The organism is Luteimicrobium sp. DT211 (genome assembly GCF_049844995.1).
In the GTDB taxonomy this organism is placed as follows: Bacteria; Actinomycetota; Actinomycetes; order Actinomycetales; family Cellulomonadaceae; genus Luteimicrobium.
In genome coordinates, this window is sequence record NZ_JBNCMC010000003.1 from 659,205 (window position 1) to 677,853 (window position 18,649).

The following is an 18,649-nucleotide window of genomic DNA, read 5'->3' on the forward strand; positions in this document are numbered from 1 at the left end:
CATGAGCGCCCCCGCCGGGGGCCGGACGGAAGGAACCGACCATGGCCAAGTACCTGCTCCTCATCTACGGCAACGAGCAGCGCTGGGAGACGATGACGGCCGCAGAGCGGGCCGAGATCGACGAGGGTCACCGGCAGTTCTGGGGGCGCGCCGGGAGCAGCATCCTCGCGTCCGGGGAGCTCGAGCCGAGCACGACCGCGACGACGCTGCGCGCCCCGTCGGGTGACGCCGCGCCGTCCGACGGCCCGAGCATCACCGACGGCCCGTTCCTCGAGTCAAAGGAGGTCCTCGGCGGCTTCTACGTGGTGGACGTCCCGGACCTCGATACGGCGCTCGACCTCGCCTCGGGGCTCGCCGAGGCGTCCCACGACCACAGCGGCGTCCAGGTCCAGCCGCTCGTCGACCATGGCTGAGCGGCGGGACTGATCGACGATGCCGGTCCGTGAGGCGGTCGAGGCCGCGCACCGTTCCGACTGGGCGGCGGTCGTGGCCGCGACGGTCCGGGTCACGCGCGACCTCGACCTCGCCGAGGAGTGCGCGCAGGACGCCTTCACGCGTGCGCTCGAGACGTGGCCTCGCACGGGGGTGCCCGACCGCACGCGGGGCTGGCTCGTGACCGTCGCGAGCAACCGCGCGCGGGACCTTCTGCGGCGGCGCGCGGCCTGGCACCGCGCGCTGCCGCTGCTCGTGGTCGACGACGTCGCCCCGGGACCCGACGCTCTCGACGAGCCTCCCGCGGTGCCCGACGACACGCTGCGGCTCGTCTTCACGTGCTGCCACCCGGCGCTGGGCCGGGACGCCCAGGTCGCGCTGACCCTCCGCCTCGTGTGCGGGCTCGCGACGCCCGACGTGGCGCGGGCGTTCCTGGTCCGCGAGGCGACGATGGCGGCGCGCATCACCCGCGCGAAGAAGAAGATCGCCGCGGCGCACATCCCGTACCGCGTCCCGTCGGCCGCGGAGCTGCCGGCGCGCGTCGGCGCCGTCTGCGAGGTCCTGCACCTCGTCTTCACGACCGGGCACACGGCACCGTCGGGGGACCGGCTCGTGCGCGCGGAGCTGGTCGACGCCGCCGTCCGCCAGGCCCGCACCCTGCACGGCCTCCTTCCGGACGAGCGCCAGGTCGCCGGCCTGCTCGCGCTCTTCCTCCTCGTCGACGCGCGTCGCGCCGCCCGTGAGGACGACGACGGCCGGCTCGTGCTGCTCGCGGACCAGGACCGGAGCCTGTGGCGCCGCGACCAGGTCGAGGAGGGCACGGCGCTGCTGTCACGCGCGCTCGGCGGCCCGCAGCCGCACCGGTACGCCGTCGAGGCGGCCATCGCCGCGGTGCACGCGGAGTCCCCGACCTGGCAGGACACCGACTGGGACGAGATCGTCGGGCTCTACGACGTGCTCCTCGCAGGGTGGCCGTCGCCGGTCGTGGCGCTCAACCGGGCGGTCGCCGTCGGGCTCCGGGACGGGCCGCGGGCGGGCCTCGCGGCGCTCGAGCCCCTGAGCGGCGAGCCGGTTCTGGCCGGCTACGGGTACCTGAGCGCGGCGCGGGCCGACTTCCTGCGCCGGCTCGGGTCCTGGGCCGCGGCCAGCGCCGCCTACGAGGAGGCGCTGGTGCTGACCGCCAACGGCCCGGAGCGCCGCTTCCTGGAGGACCGCCTGCGCGACGTCGAGGGCCGGCTCGTCTAGGACGCGACCGTCCCACCCGGCGCGCTCGACGGCGACCCCTCCCGCTGCGCCCGCGACCAGGCCGCGCCGGAGAACCGCGCGTCGTAGAGCCCGTCGAGCTCCGTGACGGCGTCGTCGTCGAGCCGGAGCCCGGCGACGGCGACGTTCTCGGCCAGGTGGGCGCGGCTGCTCGTGCCTGGGATCAGGAGCACGTGCGGCGCGTGCTGCAGCAGCCACGCGAGGCCGACCTGCCCGGGCGTCACTCCGAGGCGTGCCGCGACGGCGGTCACCTCGGGCTGGCCGGTCACCTGGGGGAGGTCGGCGAACCCGGAGCCGAGCGGGAAGAACGGCACCCAGGCGACGCCCTCGCGGCCGCAGAGCTCGAGCATGTCCTCCGACTCGCGCGCGAGGACGCTGTACGCGTTCTGGACGGCCGCGATCCGAGCCGGGAGCGCGGCGCTCAGGGTTTCCCGGGAGACGGCGCTGAGGCCGATCGCGCCGATCGTCCCCTCGTCCCGCAGGCGGACCAGCTCGGCGAGCTGGTCGTCGAGGGGCACGACCTGGTCGCCCTCGGCGACCAGCCCGGGTCGCACGTCGAGCCGCCGGAGGTACACGAGGTCGAGCCGGTCCTGGCCGAGGCTGCGCAGGTTGTCGTGGACGGCGGCACGCAGCTCGCCGGGACGCTGCGCGGCACGCAGCGGCACCGAGCCGGACGTGTCGCGCACGGCGCCGACCTTGGTCGCGACCAGCACGTCGTCGTCGGGCCGGAGCGCCCGGCGCAGGAAGGTGTTGGCCGTGCTGTCGCCGTAGAAGTCGGCTGTGTCGACGTGGTCGACGCCCAGGTCGAACGCCTCGCGGAGCAGTGCGACCGCGGACGCCGCGTCGCCCGCGAGGTGCTCGAGGCTCATCGCCCCGTAGCCCACGCGGGCGACGGGGCGGCCTGCCAGCTCGTAGGCGGAGCCGGTCGCGGGGCTGTGGTTCGTGGTGTCGGTCATGCGGGTACGCCTCCAGGGCCGTAGCATCGATGACAAGCGGAGGAACCTCCGCTTCCGACTATACGGAGGGGTCTCCGCTTTGTCACCACCTGAGGCTCCGGCCGGTGTCGCGCACGCGGGACGCCGCCCTCGCGCCGACGCCGCCCGCAACCGCGCCGCGCTGCTCGACGCCGCGCGCGCCACCCTCGCGGCGGGCGAACGACTGACGCTCGACGCGGTCGCGCGCGCCGCCGGGTTAGGGATCGGCACGCTGTACCGGCACTTCCCGACCCGCGAGGACCTCGTCGCGGCCGTCTACGTGGCCGAGCTCGACGCGGCGCTGGACGCAGCGGCCCCCTTGCGCGAGGAGCTGCCGCCCGCCGACGCGCTTCGCGCCTGGCTGCACCGCTACGCCGCGTTCATCGCCACGAAGTACGACCTCGCCGAGTCGATGCGCGCCGGCGCGCTCGCGGGCGCGGCCCAGGCCGCCCGTACCCGCGAACGCGTGGTGGCGGTGGTGGGGGCGTTCCTGCGCGACGGCGAGGCGGCCGGCTCGCTGCGGCCGGGGCTCGACGCCGGTGACGTCACGGCGGCGGTCGTCGGAGTGTTCCTCGTGACGCGGGACGTGCCCGACGGGGCGCAGGTCCACCGACTCCTGGACCTGCTGGTGGACGGCCTGCTCGCCTGAGCCGCGCGCCGGCTGACCCGCGCGCCTGCCCAGTGTGGCCGGGCGGCGCGGTCAGCCCGCCGCGCGCGAGCCGTCGCCGTCGTCGCTCTTGTCGTCGATCGCGACGACGTCGCCCGCCTCGGCAGGGAGCAGCTCGGCCTTGGTGATGGGCCGGACGGCGTCGTCGATGCCCTCGAGCTCGCCGATGACCTGCGAGGAGTCGATGACCTCGAGCTCGGCGAACCGGCGCGCGGACGTGAGCACGTTCCGCTCGAGCGAGCCGATGAACTTGTTGTAGCTCTCGGTCGCCCCGGACAGCGACCGCCCGACCCTGGTCACGTGGCCGGTCATGGTCACGAGCCGGCTGTGGAACTCGCGGCCGAGCTTGAGGACCTGCTGCGCGTTCTCCGCGAGCGCGTCCTGCCGCCAGGTGTACGCGACGGTCCGGAGGAGGGCGAGCAGCGTCATCGGCGTCGCGAGGATGACGTTCCGCTCGAGCGCGTACTGCATGAGCGCGGCGTCCTCCTCGACGGCCGCGGACAGGAACGACTCGGCCGGCACGAACATCACGACGAACTCGGGCGTGGGGGAGAACTGCTCCCAGTACTCCTTGCGGTGCAGGTCGTCGACGTGGGTGCGCATGTGCCGGGCGTGGGCGGCGAGCCGGTCGGCGCGCACCGCGTCGTCGTCGGCGGACTGTGCCTCGAGGAACGCCGCGAGCGAGACCTTCGCGTCGACCACGACGCTCTTGCCGCCCGCGAGCCGCACGACCATGTCGGGGCGCAGCGCGCCGCCCGCGGCCTGGACCTGCTCCTCGAAGTCCACGCGGTCGAGCATGCCTGCGGACTCCACGAGGCGGCGGAGCTGCATCTCGCCCCACGCGCCGCGCACCTGCGACTTGCTGAGGGCGTTCTTGAGCTGCGACGTCTCGCGGCGCAGCTTCTCGGCCTCCGTGCGCATCTCGACGACCTGGTGCTTGAGGTCGAGCGTGCCCGTGAGCCGCTGCTTCTCGGTCTCCTCGACCTGGGCGCGGATCTTCTCGAGGTTCTCCGTGAGCGGCCCGACGAGCGCCTGGACGGCTTCCTGCCGCTGGGTGAGGTCGGCCTTGCCCTCGGACTGGACCTTGCCGAGCCGCTCGGTGGCGAGCGCGAGGAACTGTTCGTTGTTGACCGCCAGGACCTTGTTCGCGACGGCCTGGAACTGCTCGGCGAGGCGGGCCTGGTCGGCCTTGAGGGTGGCGGTCTTCTCGGCCGCCGCCTTCTCGGCCAGCGCTACCCGCTCGTCGGCCGCGCGCTCCGCCTGGGCGACCCGCTCGTCCGCCTGCTGCCTGATCGCCTGGACCTGGGCCGCCGTCTGGCGGATCTGGTGCTCCACCTGCTGGTTCGCGGCGGACCGCGCGTCCTCGAGCTGGGCGGCGCCCGACCTCTGGACCGCCGCGAGCGACTCCTCGGCGCGGACGGCGCGGAGCTCCAGGCCGCGGCCGTGCGCGCCGGCGCGCACTACCTGGAGGAGATAGCCCACCACGACCCCGACCAGCAGGGCGCCGAGTCCCACGAGAACCGTCGTCATACCGGCCAGGGTGCCAGCGGCCACCGACACGACCCGAATGACACGCCTGTCACTCGCTCATCCGCACGATCTCGAACAGGGCGCAGGTCGCGTTGTAGTACGCGTCGCTGAGCCCGAGCGCCGTCATCCCGAGGCGGCGGCAGACCGCCTGGGACGCCAGGTTCTCCGGGTGCGTGACGGCCACGACGCGGTCGAGGCAGGCGTCGAAGCCCGCGGCGAGCACTGCCCGCGCCCCCTCCGTCGCGTACCCGTGCCCCCACGCGTCCGGGTGCAGGTGCCAGCCGACCTCGACGTCGCCCGAGGGTTCCAGGGGCTCGGTCGGGCCGGACGCCGGGATCGACTTGAGCAGGACGCTGCCCAGGCGGGCGCCGTCGGACGCGAGCGTGGCGGCCCAGACGCCGTACGGGGCGCCGTCGGGAGGTGCGGCCCACGCCTCGGCGCGCGCGAGCGCCTCGTCGCGCCGCTCCATGACCCGCGGCACGCGACCGATGAACCGCTGGACGTCCCAGCGGGAGTACGTGTCGAAGAGGAAGTCGACGTCGTCCGGGTCCGCGGGATCCCAGCGGCGCAGCAGCAGGCGATCGGTACGGAGGTGCGCGGGTGCGGGAAGGGGAGCGGGCATCCCGCCGACGCTACCCCCGTAGACTCGTCTCCCGTGGCTCTCACCATCGGCATCGTCGGACTGCCCAACGTCGGCAAGTCCACCCTCTTCAACGCGTTGACCCGCAACCAGGTTCTCGCCGCGAACTACCCGTTCGCGACGATCGAGCCCAACGTCGGCGTCGTGCCCCTGCCCGACGCGCGGCTCGGCACCCTCGCGGAGGTCTTCCACAGCGAGCGGATCGTCCCGGCGACGGTGTCGTTCGTCGACATCGCAGGCATCGTCAAGGGCGCGAGCGAGGGCGAGGGCCTCGGCAACAAGTTCCTCGCGAACATCCGCGAGGCCGATGCGATCTGCCTGGTCACGCGCGCTTTCGCCGACCCCGACGTCGTGCACGTGGACGGCGAGGTCGACCCGGCGAGCGACATCGAGACCATCACGACCGAGCTGATCCTCGCCGACCTCCAGACCCTCGAGAAGGCCCTGCCGCGCCTCGAGAAGGAGAACAAGATCAAGAAGGGCGACGCCAAGCTGCTCGAGGCCGCCCGCACCGCGAACGCGATCCTCGAGTCGGGCAAGACGCTCTCCGGCGGCGCCGCCGAGGCCAAGCTCGACCTCGACGACGTCGCGAGCCTGCAGCTCATGACCGCCAAGCCGTTCATCTTCGTGTTCAACACGGACGACGCCGGGCTGGCCGACCCCGAGTTCCAGGCCCGGCTCCGCGCGCTCGTCGCGCCGGCGGACGCGATCTTCCTCGACGCGAAGTTCGAGGCGGAGCTCGCGGAGCTCGAGCCCGAGGACGCCGCCGAGATGCTCGAGGACGCCGGCCTCGAGGAGTCGGGCCTCGACCAGCTCGCACGCGTCGGGTTCCACACGCTCGGCCTTCAGACGTACCTCACGGCCGGGCCCAAGGAGGCGCGCGCCTGGACGATCCACCAGGGCTGGACGGCGCCCCAGGCTGCCGGCGTCATCCACACCGACTTCGAGCGCGGGTTCATCAAGGCCGAGGTCGTCTCGTTCGACGACCTCGTCGAGGCCGGGTCCGTCGCGAACGCCCGCGCCGCCGGCAAGGCCCGCATCGAGGGCAAGGACTACGTGATGGTCGACGGCGACGTGGTGGAGTTCCGCTTCAACGTGTGACCAGACGCGCGTCGCGCTCGGCACCGAAAGGGATGACGTCGTGGCTCGACTACTCATGTTCGTCCAGCTCAAGACCGGGTTCGACATCGACCGAGGTCCGTCGTGGATCGGTTGGGTCGACTTCAACCGCACCTGGAAGACGGCGAGATTCCACGGGCGCGAGCTTCGCCGCCGCCGGGGCTTCGACTCGAACTTCTACGACGTGGAGACGGACGAGGCGTTCTGGCTGTCGGGTCCCAAGCGCGATCGGACCGACACCCGGTACGGACCGGTGACCACCGATGTCGACGTCGACGCGCGCGAGGCGTACGAGGCGTTTCTTGCCACCGGAGCGGCACCGGGCCGGGAACGCGAGTAGCTGAAGACCTCGCACTCGTCCGTCGATGCCAGTGCGTGAGACGCCTCGGGCCGCGACCGGCGCGGATCAGTTGATGATCTCGCCGCGCTCGTCGTCGAGGATCGCTGCGAGCCGGTCGCGCCACTGCTGGAGGGCTTCGGGTGTGAGGCGGCGCCAGTCGGTGACCTCGCCGACGACCTCCAGCGGTGCGGCGCTGCGGTACGAGCGGGTGGGATTGCCCGGGAACTTCTTGTCGGTGACGTTGGGGTCGTTCTCGAACTCCCCGGTCGGCTCGACGACGTACACCCGCGGCTCCCCGTCGCCGGCGGCGAGCTCGGCCGCGAGCCCCGCGCCGTCGGGCAGCGCGGTGAAGTAGACGTGGTTCATCACGACGTCGGGCCGGTAGTTCGACCGGAATCCTGCGCTGAGGCGGTCGCCGACCTGCAGCTGCGCCTTCGTCCCGTGGTAGAACGGCCCGTCGTCCAGCGCCTCGCCCATCGCGTCAGGCTAACAATCGAGGAGGCGGGGACGTCGCGCCGTCACCTCGCGTCACGTGCGCGCGCACCGTGAGACCCGGCGCATTTCGCGGGACCGGGCGGCAGCGCGGCGTCTACGGTCGGACCATGAGCCCCACCAGCCCGGCCCTGTCGGACGACGACCGCACCGCGCTCTACGACGCCCAGAACGCCTGGGCCTCCGACGACGACTTCTTCCTCGCGCTCGTCAGCGGCGGTGAGGCGTCGCGCGTCCTCGACCTCGGGTGCGGGACGGGGCGGCTCACGCTCGCGCTCGCGGCGGCGGGACATCGCGTCACGGGCATCGACCCCGACGGCGCCGCGGTCGCGGCCGCCCGGCGCAAGCCCGGCGCGGACGCGGTCGTGTGGGTGGTCGGGACGTCGGAGCAGATCCCGCCGGGCGCGGGGTTCGACGCGGCGCTCATGACGGCGCACGTCGCGCAGGCGATCGCCGACGAGGGCATGTGGCGCGGCACGCTCGACGACCTGCACGCCGCGCTCGTCCCCGGCGGCCTGCTCGCGTTCGACTCGCGCGACCCCGCACGACGTGCCTGGGAGCGGTGGAACCGGGAGGGCTCCCACGGCACCGAGACCCTGCTCGACGGCACGACCGTCGAGGTGTGGCACGAGGTCAGCGCGGTCGACGACGGCGCCCCCGACACCTGGCTCGTCCACCTCGCCGAGCACACGCTGCTCCCGGACGGCACGCACGTCGTCGACGACGGCGAGCTGGTCTTCCGCTCCGAGGCGCGGCTCCGCGCGGACCTCGCCGCGGCCGGGTTCGTCGTCGAGCAGGTCTACGGCGGCTGGGACCGTCAGCCGGTGGGCGAGGGTGCGGGCGAGCTCATCGTGCTGGCGCGGCGCGTCTGAGCAGACCGGGCGCGCGCGTCGGCGTCCCGTGGCACGGTGGGCGCATGACGGACGAGAACGCAGCGGCCCAGAAGGCGACGCTCCGGCACTACCTGGACCGGGGACGGCAGGCGCTCGAGTGGAAGCTCGAGGGAGTGTCGGAGCGCGACGCCCGGCGTCCCATGACGCCGACCGGCACCAACCTGCTCGGGCTCGTCAAGCACGTCGCCACCATGGAGGCCGAGTACCTGGGAGGGTGCTTCGGTCGCCGGTTCCCGGAGCCGATGCCGTGGATCGCCGACGACGCCGAGCCCAACGCCGACATGTGGGCCACGGCCGACGAGTCGATCGAGGACGTGCGCACCTTCTATCGCCGGGTCCAGGCCCATGCGGACGCGACGGTCGAGGCGCTGCCGCTCGACGCACCCGGGCGGGTGCCGTGGTGGGGGACGCCGGAGGTCACGCTCCACCGGGTCCTCGTCCACCTGATCGACGAGACGGCGCGACACGCCGGCCACGCCGACATCGTGCGCGAGCTGCTCGACGGCGGCGTGGGCCTGACCGCCACGAACAGCAACCTGCCCGACCGCGACGCGGAGTGGTGGACCGCGTACGTGGCGCACCTCGAGGAGCTCTCCGACCAGGCAGGGAGCTGACGCTCCGGTTGTCGGCCCGCCGTCGCGCGGCGATGGTGGAGGGGACCGCGGGACGAGCCACGGTCCCACGCCCTGGTGGCGTGCAGCGGGGGAGGCGCTGTGGTGACAGAGCCCGAAGAGGCGGACGACGAGGTCCAGGCGCCGGGCACGGCCCGGCGAGCGATGCGCAGGGTGTTCCTGCCGGCCGCGGCCGTGGTGCTCGTGTTCGTGGTGGTGACCCTCGCGTTCCCCGACGCCATGACGAGCGCGATGGCGACGCTCCAGCGGGACGTGTCCGGGGCGTTCGGCTGGTACTACATCCTCCTGGTCGCCGTGTTCGTCGCGTTCGCCGTCTGGATGGGCGTGAGCCGGTACGGGAACATCGTGCTCGGTCGCGACGGCGACGAGCCCGACTTCAGCATGCCCGTCTGGTTCGCGATGCTGTTCGCGACCGGCATGGGGATCGGGCTCGTCTACTGGGGTGTCGCGGAGCCGCTCAGCCTCTACATCAGCCCCGAGCCCGGGGTGACCGGGAGCGACGCGACGCTCGCGAAGGCCTCCATCTCGCTGAGCTACCTGCACTGGGGGATCCACGCGTGGGCGATCTACGTCGTCGTCGGGCTGGCGCTCGCGTACTCCATCCACCGCAAGGGGCGGCCCGTCTCGATCCGGTGGGCGCTGGAGCCGCTGCTGGGTGACCGTGTTCGTGGCCGCTGGGGCGACGTGGTCGACGTCGTCGCGATCGTGGGCACGGTCTTCGGGGTCGCGACGTCGCTCGGGTTCGGCGTCCTGCAGATCGGCGCCGGCCTCGAGTTCACCGGGATCGCACACTCGACGACGACGCTCCAGATGGTCCTGATCGCCTTCATCACCGGCATCGCGACGCTGTCGGTGGTCTCGGGCGTCGGCAAGGGGATCAAGTGGCTCTCGAACGCGAACATGGCCGCCGCGGGCTTCCTGATGATCGTCGTGCTCGTGCTGGGACCCACGCTGTTCCTCCTCCAGAACTTCGTCGAGTCCATCGGCTACTACCTGTCGAACTTCCTGCGCATGACGTTCGACAACACCGCGTTCCAGGGGCAGGAGGGCCGCGACTGGCAGGCGTCGTGGACGACGTTCTACTGGGGCTGGTGGATGTCGTGGGCGCCGTTCGTGGGGGTGTTCATCGCGCGCATCTCGAAGGGGCGGACGGTGCGCCAGTTCGTCATGGGCACGCTGTTCGTGCCGACGATCGTGACGTTCCTCTGGTTCGCGGTCATGGGCGGCAGCGCGCTCTACCGGCAGATCTTCACGAGCGACCCGATCGTGGCCAAGGGCGGCAGCGTCGACACGGACACCGCGCTCTTCGACCTGATCGGCAAGCTGCCCGGAGGCTCCGTCTGGGTCGGGCTGGCGATCGTGCTGGTCGCGATGTTCTTCGTGACGTCGTCGGACTCGGGCTCGCTCGTCGTCGACATGCTGGCGTCGGGCGGCAACCCCGACCCGCCGACGTGGAGCCGGGTGTTCTGGGCCGTGGCCCAGGGCCTCGTCGCGGCCGCGCTCCTCGTCGCCGGCGGGCTGAGCGCGCTGCAGACGGCGGCGATCCTCATCGCGCTGCCGTTCTCCTTCATCATGGCGGGCATGGTGGTGGCGACGGTGCGCGCGCTGCGGGACGAGCACGACGCGATGGTCGCCGTCGAGCGCAGCCTCGCGCGGGCCAGGCTGGCCGAGCGGGTGACCTCCGACGTCACCGCCAGCCTCGACCGGCGCTGGGGCGACTGGTTCGGGGTCGGGGCGGCGATCGCCACGCCGAGCGGCGAACGCCGGGCGAGGCGGGCACCTCGCGTGGCGCGGCACCGTATCGATGCGGCGTCCGACGACGACGGCCACCACCGCCCGAAACCCGAAACTGTTGTTACACGCATGTTTCTCTCGGGGGCGCCAGGTGAACGGGGCGTACCGACCAGTATCAAATCAATAACGATCGAACGTACCGGCCAGTAGCAGTTACCCCACGGTGCCGCAACCGCGGGTACGGTGTGGCAACACACGGCGGTCCTGTGCTCACGCGGGTCCCGGTCGCGCAACCGCGGCCGGCCGCACGCAGGCCCGGTCCATCCTTCGAGGAGGAACATTGAAGATCAGGCGATATGGCGCTGCAGTGGCGGTCGCCGCCGCAGGCACCCTGCTGTTCGCAGCCTGCAGCTCGTCCGACAAGCCGGAGTCGACGGCGACGTCGACCTCGGGCGCGGCGAAGACGGGCGGCACCATCACCGTGGCGGAGGTGAACCAGTTCTTCTCGTTCAACCCCCTCACGGCGAACGGCAACACCGACATCAACTCGAAGGTCGCGCTCGCGACGTCGGGGAACTTCAACTTCATCGACGACAAGCTGAAGCTGGAGAAGGACCCGAGCTTCGGCAGCTACGAGGTCGTCAAGCAGGACCCGTTGACCGTCAAGTACACGCTGAGCGACAAGGCCCAGTGGTCCGACGGCACGCCCGTCAGCGCTGACGACATGCTGCTCACGTGGGCCGTCGAGTCCGGTTGGTACAACGACGGGACGACCGACGACACGGGCAAGGTCACCAAGGGGACCAACTACTTCGACTACGCGGGCTCGACCCTGGGCCTGAACGACACGAAGTTCCCGACCGTGAGCGACGACAAGAAGTCGATCACCATCGAGTACACCAAGCCGTTCGCCGACTGGGAGAACGCCTACTCGATGCAGGGCATGCCGCCCGCGCACGTCATCTGGAAGAACGCGGGCCTCGCGAGCGAGGACGACTTCATCAAGCTGCTCCAGGGCCTGCCCAAGGGCGACCCGGCCAAGCCGGCGAAGACGAACGCGACCCTCCAGAAGGTCGCGGCCTTCTACAACACGCACTTCGACTCCAAGACGCTGCCGAGCGACCCGTCGCTGTACCTGTCCGACGGTCCGTACATCGTCTCGGCGATCGACGAGGGCAAGTCGCTCACGCTGGTGCCGAACACCAAGTACCAGGGCGACCACAAGGCCAAGCTCGACTCGATCGTGATCCGCACCATCGCGGACCCGCAGGCGCAGATCCAGGCCCTGCAGAACGGTGAGGTCGACGTCATCGCCCCGCAGGCGAACGCGGACACGCTCGCGTCGCTCGACCAGGTCCCCGGCGTCACGGTCCACAAGGGCAACCAGCTCTCCTACGACCACATCGACCTGAACTTCAGCGGTGTGTTCAAGGACAAGAACGTCCGTGAGGCCTTCCTCAAGACGATCCCGCGCCAGGCGATCCTCGACGCGATCATCACGCCGCTCGACTCGAGCGCCAAGGTGCTCGACTCGCAGCTCTTCGTGCCGGCGCAGGACGGCTACGCCGACTCGGTCGCGAACAACGGCTCGGCCGACTACGCCGACGTCGACATCGCCGGCGCCAAGGCGCTCCTCGCGGGCAAGACCCCGACCGTCGACATCCTGTACAACTCCGACAACCCGAACCGTGTCGACGCGTACACCCTGATCGCGCAGTCCGCCGCCAAGGCCGGCTTCAAGATCAAGAACGACGGCGACGTCAAGTGGGGCGAGCGCCTCGGCAACGGCTCGTACGACGCCTCGATCTTCGGCTGGATCTCCCCGGGCGTCGGTGTCTCGGGCGTGCCGCAGATCTTCGGCACGGGCCAGAGCTCGAACTTCAACGGCTACTCCAACAAGGACGCCGACGGCCTCATGAGCCAGCTCGTCCAGACCACGGACGTGGCGAAGCAGACGTCGCTGGAGCAGCAGGTCGACAAGGCCATCTTCGGCGACGCGTACGGCCTGCCGCTGTTCCAGTCGGTCGGCGTCGACGCCGAGTCGTCCCGCGTGGCCGGCATCGACACCTTCAACCCGAACCAGAACGGCGTCTGGTGGAACGTCTGGGAGTGGTCCGTCAAGAGCTGACGCTCCACGGCTGAACCCCGGCACCGAGGGCGCCGGGACCCGCATCGGGGGTCCCGGCGCCTTCGGCGGTCCACAGCGAACCGGCCGATCTCACCGCACCCCGGACAAAGCAGTCCGTGGGCGGACGGCGCCGGTTCGGATCAGGCCGGACCCTGATCTAGCCTTCAGAGGCTGCACCACGCCGCGAGGCGTCGCGGCGGCCAGCCCAGTCCAGACGGGAACCAAGGTCCCATGCTCTCGTACATCGTCCGGAGACTCGTCGTCTCCGTCTTCATCCTGCTCGGCGCGTCGTTCATCGTGTACCTGCTCATCGCGTACTCGGGCGACCCGCTCGCCGAGATCCGGTCGAGCAACTCGCCCGGCAAGGACGCGCAGATCGCCGCGCGCACGGAGCTCCTGAACCTCAACGTGCCTCCGGTGCTGCGGTACTTCATCTGGCTCGGCGGCGCGTCGAAGTGCCTCATCGGCCAGTGCGACCTGGGCCAGACGCTGCAGGGACAGCCCGTCACGGCGGCGCTCGGCACGGCGATCCCGGCGACGCTCCAGCTGCTCGCCGCGGCCACGATCCTCGCGATCGTCTTCGGCGTCGCGATCGGCGTGGTGACGGCGCTGCGCCAGTACTCGACGCTCGACTACGCGGTCACGTTCATCAGCTTCCTGTTCTTCTCGCTGCCGGTGTTCTGGGTCGCTGTGCTGCTCAAGCAGTACGGCGCCATCGGCTTCAACAACTTCCTCGCGACGGCGACCATCCCGCCCGGGGTGATCGTGGTCCTGTCCCTGCTCTCGGGCCTGGTCTGGGCGGTGATCCTGTCCGGCACCTGGCGGCGGCGGTCCATCACCTTCGCGACGGCGGCGGCGGCGACCGCGCTCGTGCTGATCTTCCTGTCGGCGACGGAGTGGTTCACGACGCCGTCCCTGGGGATCATCGTGATCGCCGTGACCGGCGTGGCCATGGCCTACGGCACGACCGTGCTCTTCGCGGGGCTGCGGAACCGTCGAGCCCTGTACTCGGCGCTCATCACGGTGGGCATCGGCGTAGTGCTCTACTACCCGCTGCAGCCGCTGCTGGAGAACGTGAGCTTCTGGGGACTCGTCGGGCTCCTCGTCGTGGCGCTGGCCGTCGCGTGGGCCGTCGGGTACTTCATGGGCGGCTACGACCGCACGCAGTCGATCCGCGCGTCCATGCTCACGGCGTTCGGGGTGAGCCTGCTGATCGTCATCGACCAGTTCATGCAGAACTGGCAGTCGTACGCGAACAACCCGCTCGTACGCGGCCGCCCCATCGCGACGATCGGTTCCGAGATCCCCGGCCTGAACGGGGACTTCTGGATCAGCGGGCTCGACATCTTCACGCACCTGATCCTGCCGACCGTCTCGATCATCCTGATCTCGCTCGCCTCGTACACCCGCTACTCGCGGGCGTCGATGCTCGAGGTCATGGGCCAGGACTACGTGCGCACCGCGCGCGCCAAGGGGCTCTCCGAGCGCGTGGTCGTCACGCGCCACGCGTTCCGCAACGCGCTGATCCCGCTCGCGACCATCGTCGCGTTCGACATCGGCGGACTGATCGGCGGCGCGGTCATCACCGAGAACGTCTTCTCCTACCAGGGCATGGGGCAGCTGTTCCTCACGGGGATCAAGAACGTCGACCCCAACCCGGTGATGGGCGTCGCGATCGTGACCGGCATCACCGCCGTCGTGTTCAATCTGTTGGCCGATCTGGCGTACTCCGCGCTGGACCCGCGAGTGAGGGTGAAGGCATGACGTCGCCGCTCAGCAACATGGATACCGTGTCCCCGGCTCCGGCGACCCCGGAGCCCGACGAGCAGGTCCGCGGCCTCTCCCAGGGCCGGATCGTCTTCAAGCGCTTCATGGACCACCGGGGCGCGGTCGTCAGCATCATCGTGTTCCTGCTGGTGCTCGTCCTGGCGGTCAGCTCGATCGGGCTCGGCCCGATCCCGGGCTGGTGGAAGTACAGCTACAAGGACACGCCGCCGCTCGTGAACCAGGGCCACCCGACCCTGCAGTGGTTCCCGTTCCACCTGGGCGACCATCCGTTCGGCCAGGACCGCGTGGGCCGCGACATGTTCGCCATGACCATGCGCGGCGCGCAGATCTCGATCATGATCATGCTCATCGTCGGGATCGTTGCGGCGATCATCGGGATCCTCATGGGTGCCTCCGCGGGCTTCTTCCGCGGCAAGACCGAGGCCGTCCTCATGCGGTTCACCGACATGATCATCATCATCCCGTCGCTCATCGCGGCGGCCGTGATCGCGAAGACCTCGCAGCACCTCGGCGGGGTGTGGTTCCTCGCCGTCTTCCTCGGCTTCGTCTCCTGGACGGGCATGGCCCGGCTGGTGCGCGGCGACTTCCTGACGCTGCGCGAGCGCGAGTTCGTCGACGCCGCCCGGCTCGCCGGGGCATCGGACCGGCGGATCATCTTCAAGCACATCCTGCCGAACGCGGTGGGCGTCATCACGGTCAACACGACGCTGCTCATGTCGTCCGCGATCCTCACGGAGACCGCGCTGTCCTACGTCGGCCTCGGCGTGCAGCCCCCGGACATCTCGCTCGGTCTGCTCATCAGCCAGAACCAGGCGGCCTTCTCGACGCGGCCGTGGCTGTTCTGGTGGCCGGGACTCTTCATCGTCGTCATCTGCCTCTGCGTCAACTTCATCGGCGACGGCCTGCGCGACGCGTTCGACCCGCGCCAGAAGAAGTTCCGCATCAAGCGGAGCGACCGGGTCGCCCCCGCGCCGATCGAGTCCCCGATCGACGACGCGCTCGACGGCGCCGACGTCCGCGTGCACCCGGAGCAGCCATGACGGCGGTCGCGGGCCGCGTCGTCGGCGGGGCTGTCTCAGAGGAGCTGCGCACCGACCCCGAGCGCCAGGCACACCGCGAGCAGCACGACCGGCACGCGGTCCCAGCGGACCGTGACGGGCGTGGCGTCCGCGACGCCCGCCTCGAGCGCGCCGGACTCCACGAGCCCCTGCCAGTGCGCGCGGACCAGCTCGCCGGCCGTGCCGGACGGTGTGCCGCGCAGGTCGCCCATCTGCGCGCTCTGCTTGCCGTCGAACGTGTTGCGCGGAAGTCCGGTGAGGTCGTCGGGGCCCGCGGTGAGCGCGCGGTGCCGGCCGGGGCCGGGCGCCGCCCAGGCGCGGTACCGGCCGTGGGGCGTGACCAGCGTGAGCGCGTACTGCGTGCCCACGTCGATCAGGGCGGCCCACGGGACCTCGACCGTGCGGAACGGGTTGACGGCCACCACCGCGTCGTCGCGCACGTCCAGGCGTGGACGCCAGAACACGAGCCACGCCAGGTATCCGAGGCCCAGCACCCACGGCGCGGCCCGCAGGCCGCCCGCCCCGCCACCGACCTGGGTCTGGGTCGCGCCCACGCCGACCAGCAGGGCCCACGACGCGCCCGTCAGCCACGCACTGCTCCGTGGACGGTAGGACGTTCTGACGGCGGCTCGACCCGAACTCATACGCGCATGATCCCAGGAGCGACACGATGACCCAAACGACCGGGACCACGTCCGGGACGACGGCGAGCGAGCCCGTCCTCCAGGTGCGCGACCTGTCCGTCGACTTCGGCGTGGACAAGAAGTGGGTGCCCGCGGCGATCGGCCTCAACTACGAGGTCCACGCCGGCGAGGTGCTGGCGATCGTCGGCGAGTCGGGCTCGGGCAAGTCGGTCAGCTCGATGGCCATCCTCGACCTGCTGCCCAAGAACGCTCGCATCTCCGGGTCCATCAAGCTGCAGGGCCAGGAGCTGCGCGGCGTCGGCAGCGCGAAGATGAGGGACATCCGCGGCAACGACATCGCGATGATCTTCCAGGAGCCGATGACGGCCCTAAACCCGGTGTACACGGTCGGGTCCCAGATCATCGAGGCGCTGCGCCTGCACAACGAGATCTCGCCGGACGAGGGCAAGGAGCGTGCGCTCGAGCTGCTTCGGCTCGTCGAGCTCCCCGATCCCCAGAAGGCGTTCAACTCCTACCCGCACCAGCTCTCGGGCGGCCAGCGCCAGCGCGCCATGATCGCCCAGTCGCTGTCGTGCGACCCGCTGCTGCTGATCGCGGACGAGCCGACGACGGCGCTCGACGTCACCGTCCAGGCCGAGATCCTCGACCTCATGCGCAACCTGCGCGACAAGCTCAACTCCGCGGTCATCCTCATCACGCACGACATGGGCGTGGTCGCCGACCTGGCCGACCGCATCGTCGTCATGCGCAAGGGCCTGATCGTGGAGGAGGGGACCGCGGGTCAGATCTTCTCCGACCCGCAGCACCCCTACACGCAGGAGCTGCTGGCCTCGGTCCCGCACCTCGGGGTCGCGGAGGCCGGGGAGGAGATCGACGTCACGGCCGCGCTCGCGGCGGTGACCCACCACGAGGACCTCGTCGTCGACGTCTCCGCGGAGGAGCTCGCGCGCCGCGAGGAGGAGAACCGTCGAGCGCTGGCGGCGGCCGAGAAGGCGGCGCGTGCGGCGGAAGACGGCGGCCCCGAGCCCATCCTCGAGCTCCGGGACGTCGCCATCGAGTACCCCAAGCAGGGGCGCGTGGCCGCGTTCCGTGCCGTCGAGGGCGCGAACCTCGTGATCCGTCCCGGCGAGGTCGTGGGCCTCGTCGGCGAGTCGGGATCCGGCAAGACGACCATCGGTCGCGCGGCCGTGGGACTGCTCCCGATCGTCGAGGGCCGGCTGACGGTCGCCGGGACCGACCTCACGGAGCCGAGCAGCAAGAAGCTCCGCTCGCTGCGCCGACGCGTCGGCATGGTGTTCCAGGACCCGTCGTCGTCGCTCAACCCGCGCCTGCCCATCGGGGAGTCCATCGGCGAGCCGATGTACCTCGCCGGCGTCGCCAAGGGCGCCGCGCTGCAGACCAAGATCGAGGAGCTCCTCGACCAGGTCGAGCTGCCGCGCAGCTACCGCAACCGGTACCCGCACGAGCTGTCCGGCGGCCAGAAGCAGCGCGTCGGCATCGCGCGCGCCATCTCGCTGTCGCCCGAGCTCCTCGTGGCCGACGAGCCGACGTCCGCGCTGGACGTCTCCGTGCAGGCGCACGTGCTCGAGCTCCTGCAGGAGCTGCAGCAGCGCCTGCAGTTCGCGTGCCTGTTCGTGACGCACGACCTCGCCGTCGTCGACGTGCTCGCGCACCGGATCGTCGTCATGCAGCACGGCCGCATCGTCGAGCAGGGCACGCGCGACCAGATCCTGCGCAGCCCGCAGGAGGCGTACACGCAACGGCTCATCGCCGCGGTCCCGCTCCCGGACCCCGACAAGCAGCGTGAGCGGCGCGAGCTACGCGCCGCGCTCCTCGAGCGGGTCTGAGCCGTTCGCCGACGGTGAGGCCGGGCGCCGTGGTCGGTCCGTGGGTGGTGGTCGGGTCCGCGGGTGGTGGTCGGGTTCGCGGGTGGGTTCGGACAGGTGGTTCGGACTGCGTCGCCTTCAGGCCCCTGGGGGCCTTCCGGCTCCTTGACGTCCTTCACCACCTGCCCGAACCCACCCGCTCCAGCCGTCACCTCGCCTCGGTAGCCCGGCCGCGCGCCGTCGTCGGACGCGCGGGCCCGCCGAACACGGGATGGTGAACGCCCGCCGTCACCGTCGACGATTGCAGCGTCACCGTCGGCGAACGCGACGTCACCGCGGGTGTGTCGGGGAGCCGGGCGTCTGCGGAGGTGAGATGGACGCGCGGGTGGGGCGGGAGGGGTGCGCGCGGTCGTGGGGGGTCTGGCGGGAGCCGAGCGAGGAACCACCCAGGGGGGGGGTAGACCCCCCCCCCCCCCCCCCCACCCCCCC

At 71.3% G+C, this 18,649-nt stretch carries 17 protein-coding genes; 12 read left to right on the forward strand and 5 right to left on the reverse strand.

The features are described 5' to 3' along the window. The first annotated feature begins 41 nt into the window (after positions 1-41). Positions 42-413: a YciI family protein gene (locus ACLQ14_RS10540; protein ID WP_425812665.1), complete on the forward strand. Its 372-nt coding sequence runs from the start codon at positions 42-44 to the stop codon at positions 411-413. A 19-nt stretch (positions 414-432) separates the two neighbouring features. Then, a complete protein-coding gene (locus ACLQ14_RS10545; RefSeq protein WP_425812667.1) occupies positions 433-1,677 on the forward strand; it encodes an RNA polymerase sigma factor in 1,245 nt (414 codons plus the stop codon). Here the strand turns inward: ACLQ14_RS10545 and ACLQ14_RS10550 are convergent. Then, positions 1,674-2,651, reverse strand: a complete 978-nt coding sequence (locus ACLQ14_RS10550) for an aldo/keto reductase (protein WP_425812669.1) — start codon at positions 2,649-2,651, stop codon at positions 1,674-1,676. The two genes, ACLQ14_RS10545 and ACLQ14_RS10550, sit on opposite strands and share 4 nt — an antisense overlap. Positions 2,652-2,730: 79 nt before the next feature. Here ACLQ14_RS10550 and ACLQ14_RS10555 point away from each other — a divergent pair, with 79 nt between their 5' ends. Further along, positions 2,731-3,318 carry a TetR/AcrR family transcriptional regulator gene (locus ACLQ14_RS10555; protein WP_425812671.1) on the forward strand — a complete coding sequence of 196 codons (588 nt, stop codon included), beginning with the start codon at positions 2,731-2,733 and terminating at the stop codon, positions 3,316-3,318. Positions 3,319-3,369: 51 nt separating this feature from the next. Here the strand turns inward: ACLQ14_RS10555 and rmuC are convergent, their stop codons facing one another. Continuing rightward, positions 3,370-4,866, reverse strand: coding sequence for a DNA recombination protein RmuC (gene rmuC / locus ACLQ14_RS10560; RefSeq protein ID WP_425812673.1), 1,497 nt, complete (start codon positions 4,864-4,866; stop codon positions 3,370-3,372). Between the two features lie 49 nt (positions 4,867-4,915). After that, positions 4,916-5,488: a GNAT family N-acetyltransferase gene (locus ACLQ14_RS10565; RefSeq protein WP_425812675.1), complete on the reverse strand. Its 573-nt coding sequence runs from the start codon at positions 5,486-5,488 to the stop codon at positions 4,916-4,918. A 33-nt stretch (positions 5,489-5,521) separates the two neighbouring features. Here ACLQ14_RS10565 and ychF point away from each other — a divergent pair, with 33 nt between their 5' ends. Both ychF and ACLQ14_RS10575 read left to right on the forward strand, forming a co-directional pair. Beyond that, positions 5,522-6,607 carry a redox-regulated ATPase YchF gene (gene ychF, locus ACLQ14_RS10570; protein WP_425812677.1) on the forward strand — a complete coding sequence of 362 codons (1,086 nt, stop codon included), beginning with the start codon at positions 5,522-5,524 and terminating at the stop codon, positions 6,605-6,607. Between the two features lie 40 nt (positions 6,608-6,647). Then, on the forward strand, positions 6,648-6,965 hold the full coding sequence (locus ACLQ14_RS10575; RefSeq protein WP_425812679.1) for a hypothetical protein: 318 nt from the start codon (positions 6,648-6,650) through the stop codon (positions 6,963-6,965). Positions 6,966-7,031: 66 nt separating this feature from the next. Here ACLQ14_RS10575 and arr read toward each other — a convergent pair whose 3' ends face one another. After that, complete coding sequence (arr, locus tag ACLQ14_RS10580; RefSeq protein WP_425812681.1) at positions 7,032-7,442, reverse strand: NAD(+)--rifampin ADP-ribosyltransferase; 411 nt, start codon at positions 7,440-7,442, stop codon at positions 7,032-7,034. A 125-nt stretch (positions 7,443-7,567) separates the two neighbouring features. On the opposite strand from arr, the gene ACLQ14_RS10585 reads away from it, so the two are divergent. From ACLQ14_RS10585 to ACLQ14_RS10610, 6 genes are all read left to right on the forward strand, one after another. Next, positions 7,568-8,329, forward strand: a complete 762-nt coding sequence (locus ACLQ14_RS10585) for a class I SAM-dependent methyltransferase (RefSeq protein ID WP_425812683.1) — start codon at positions 7,568-7,570, stop codon at positions 8,327-8,329. Between the two features lie 44 nt (positions 8,330-8,373). After that, a complete protein-coding gene (locus ACLQ14_RS10590; RefSeq protein ID WP_425812685.1) occupies positions 8,374-8,964 on the forward strand; it encodes a DinB family protein in 591 nt (196 codons plus the stop codon). 102 nt (positions 8,965-9,066) lie between these two features. After that, positions 9,067-10,926 carry a BCCT family transporter gene (locus ACLQ14_RS10595; RefSeq protein ID WP_425812687.1) on the forward strand — a complete coding sequence of 620 codons (1,860 nt, stop codon included), beginning with the start codon at positions 9,067-9,069 and terminating at the stop codon, positions 10,924-10,926. A 157-nt stretch (positions 10,927-11,083) separates the two neighbouring features. After that, complete coding sequence (locus ACLQ14_RS10600) at positions 11,084-12,844, forward strand: ABC transporter family substrate-binding protein (RefSeq protein ID WP_425812689.1); 1,761 nt, start codon at positions 11,084-11,086, stop codon at positions 12,842-12,844. Between the two features lie 231 nt (positions 12,845-13,075). Next, complete coding sequence (locus ACLQ14_RS10605; RefSeq protein ID WP_425812691.1) at positions 13,076-14,608, forward strand: ABC transporter permease; 1,533 nt, start codon at positions 13,076-13,078, stop codon at positions 14,606-14,608. Further along, a complete protein-coding gene (locus tag ACLQ14_RS10610) occupies positions 14,605-15,672 on the forward strand; it encodes an ABC transporter permease (protein ID WP_425812693.1) in 1,068 nt (355 codons plus the stop codon). Before ACLQ14_RS10605 ends, ACLQ14_RS10610 begins: the two co-directional genes overlap by 4 nt. A gap of 35 nt (positions 15,673-15,707) precedes the next feature. Here ACLQ14_RS10610 and ACLQ14_RS10615 read toward each other — a convergent pair whose 3' ends face one another. Further along, on the reverse strand, positions 15,708-16,334 hold the full coding sequence (locus ACLQ14_RS10615; RefSeq protein ID WP_425812695.1) for a PH domain-containing protein: 627 nt from the start codon (positions 16,332-16,334) through the stop codon (positions 15,708-15,710). Between the two features lie 26 nt (positions 16,335-16,360). Between ACLQ14_RS10615 and ACLQ14_RS10620 the strand changes: the two genes are divergently transcribed. Next, positions 16,361-18,181, forward strand: a complete 1,821-nt coding sequence (locus ACLQ14_RS10620) for a dipeptide ABC transporter ATP-binding protein (protein WP_425812697.1) — start codon at positions 16,361-16,363, stop codon at positions 18,179-18,181. Positions 18,182-18,649: the final 468 nt, after the last annotated feature.

Bases quoted from the DNA above. Each gene is read 5' to 3' on its own strand.
- ACLQ14_RS10540 (WP_425812665.1), top strand. From the start codon at position 42: ATGGCCAAGTACCTGCTCCTCATCTACGGCAACGAGCAGCGCTGGGAG.
- ACLQ14_RS10545 (WP_425812667.1), top strand. From the start codon at position 433: ATGCCGGTCCGTGAGGCGGTCGAGGCCGCGCACCGTTCCGACTGGGCG.
- ACLQ14_RS10550 (WP_425812669.1), bottom strand. From the start codon at position 2,651: ATGACCGACACCACGAACCACAGCCCCGCGACCGGCTCCGCCTACGAG.
- rmuC (WP_425812673.1), bottom strand. From the start codon at position 4,866: ATGACGACGGTTCTCGTGGGACTCGGCGCCCTGCTGGTCGGGGTCGTG.
- ACLQ14_RS10565 (WP_425812675.1), bottom strand. From the start codon at position 5,488: ATGCCCGCTCCCCTTCCCGCACCCGCGCACCTCCGTACCGATCGCCTG.
- arr (WP_425812681.1), bottom strand. From the start codon at position 7,442: ATGGGCGAGGCGCTGGACGACGGGCCGTTCTACCACGGGACGAAGGCG.
- ACLQ14_RS10585 (WP_425812683.1), top strand. From the start codon at position 7,568: ATGAGCCCCACCAGCCCGGCCCTGTCGGACGACGACCGCACCGCGCTC.
- ACLQ14_RS10590 (WP_425812685.1), top strand. From the start codon at position 8,374: ATGACGGACGAGAACGCAGCGGCCCAGAAGGCGACGCTCCGGCACTAC.
- ACLQ14_RS10605 (WP_425812691.1), top strand. From the start codon at position 13,076: ATGCTCTCGTACATCGTCCGGAGACTCGTCGTCTCCGTCTTCATCCTG.
- ACLQ14_RS10610 (WP_425812693.1), top strand. From the start codon at position 14,605: ATGACGTCGCCGCTCAGCAACATGGATACCGTGTCCCCGGCTCCGGCG.
- ACLQ14_RS10615 (WP_425812695.1), bottom strand. From the start codon at position 16,334: ATGAGTTCGGGTCGAGCCGCCGTCAGAACGTCCTACCGTCCACGGAGC.
- ACLQ14_RS10620 (WP_425812697.1), top strand. From the start codon at position 16,361: ATGACCCAAACGACCGGGACCACGTCCGGGACGACGGCGAGCGAGCCC.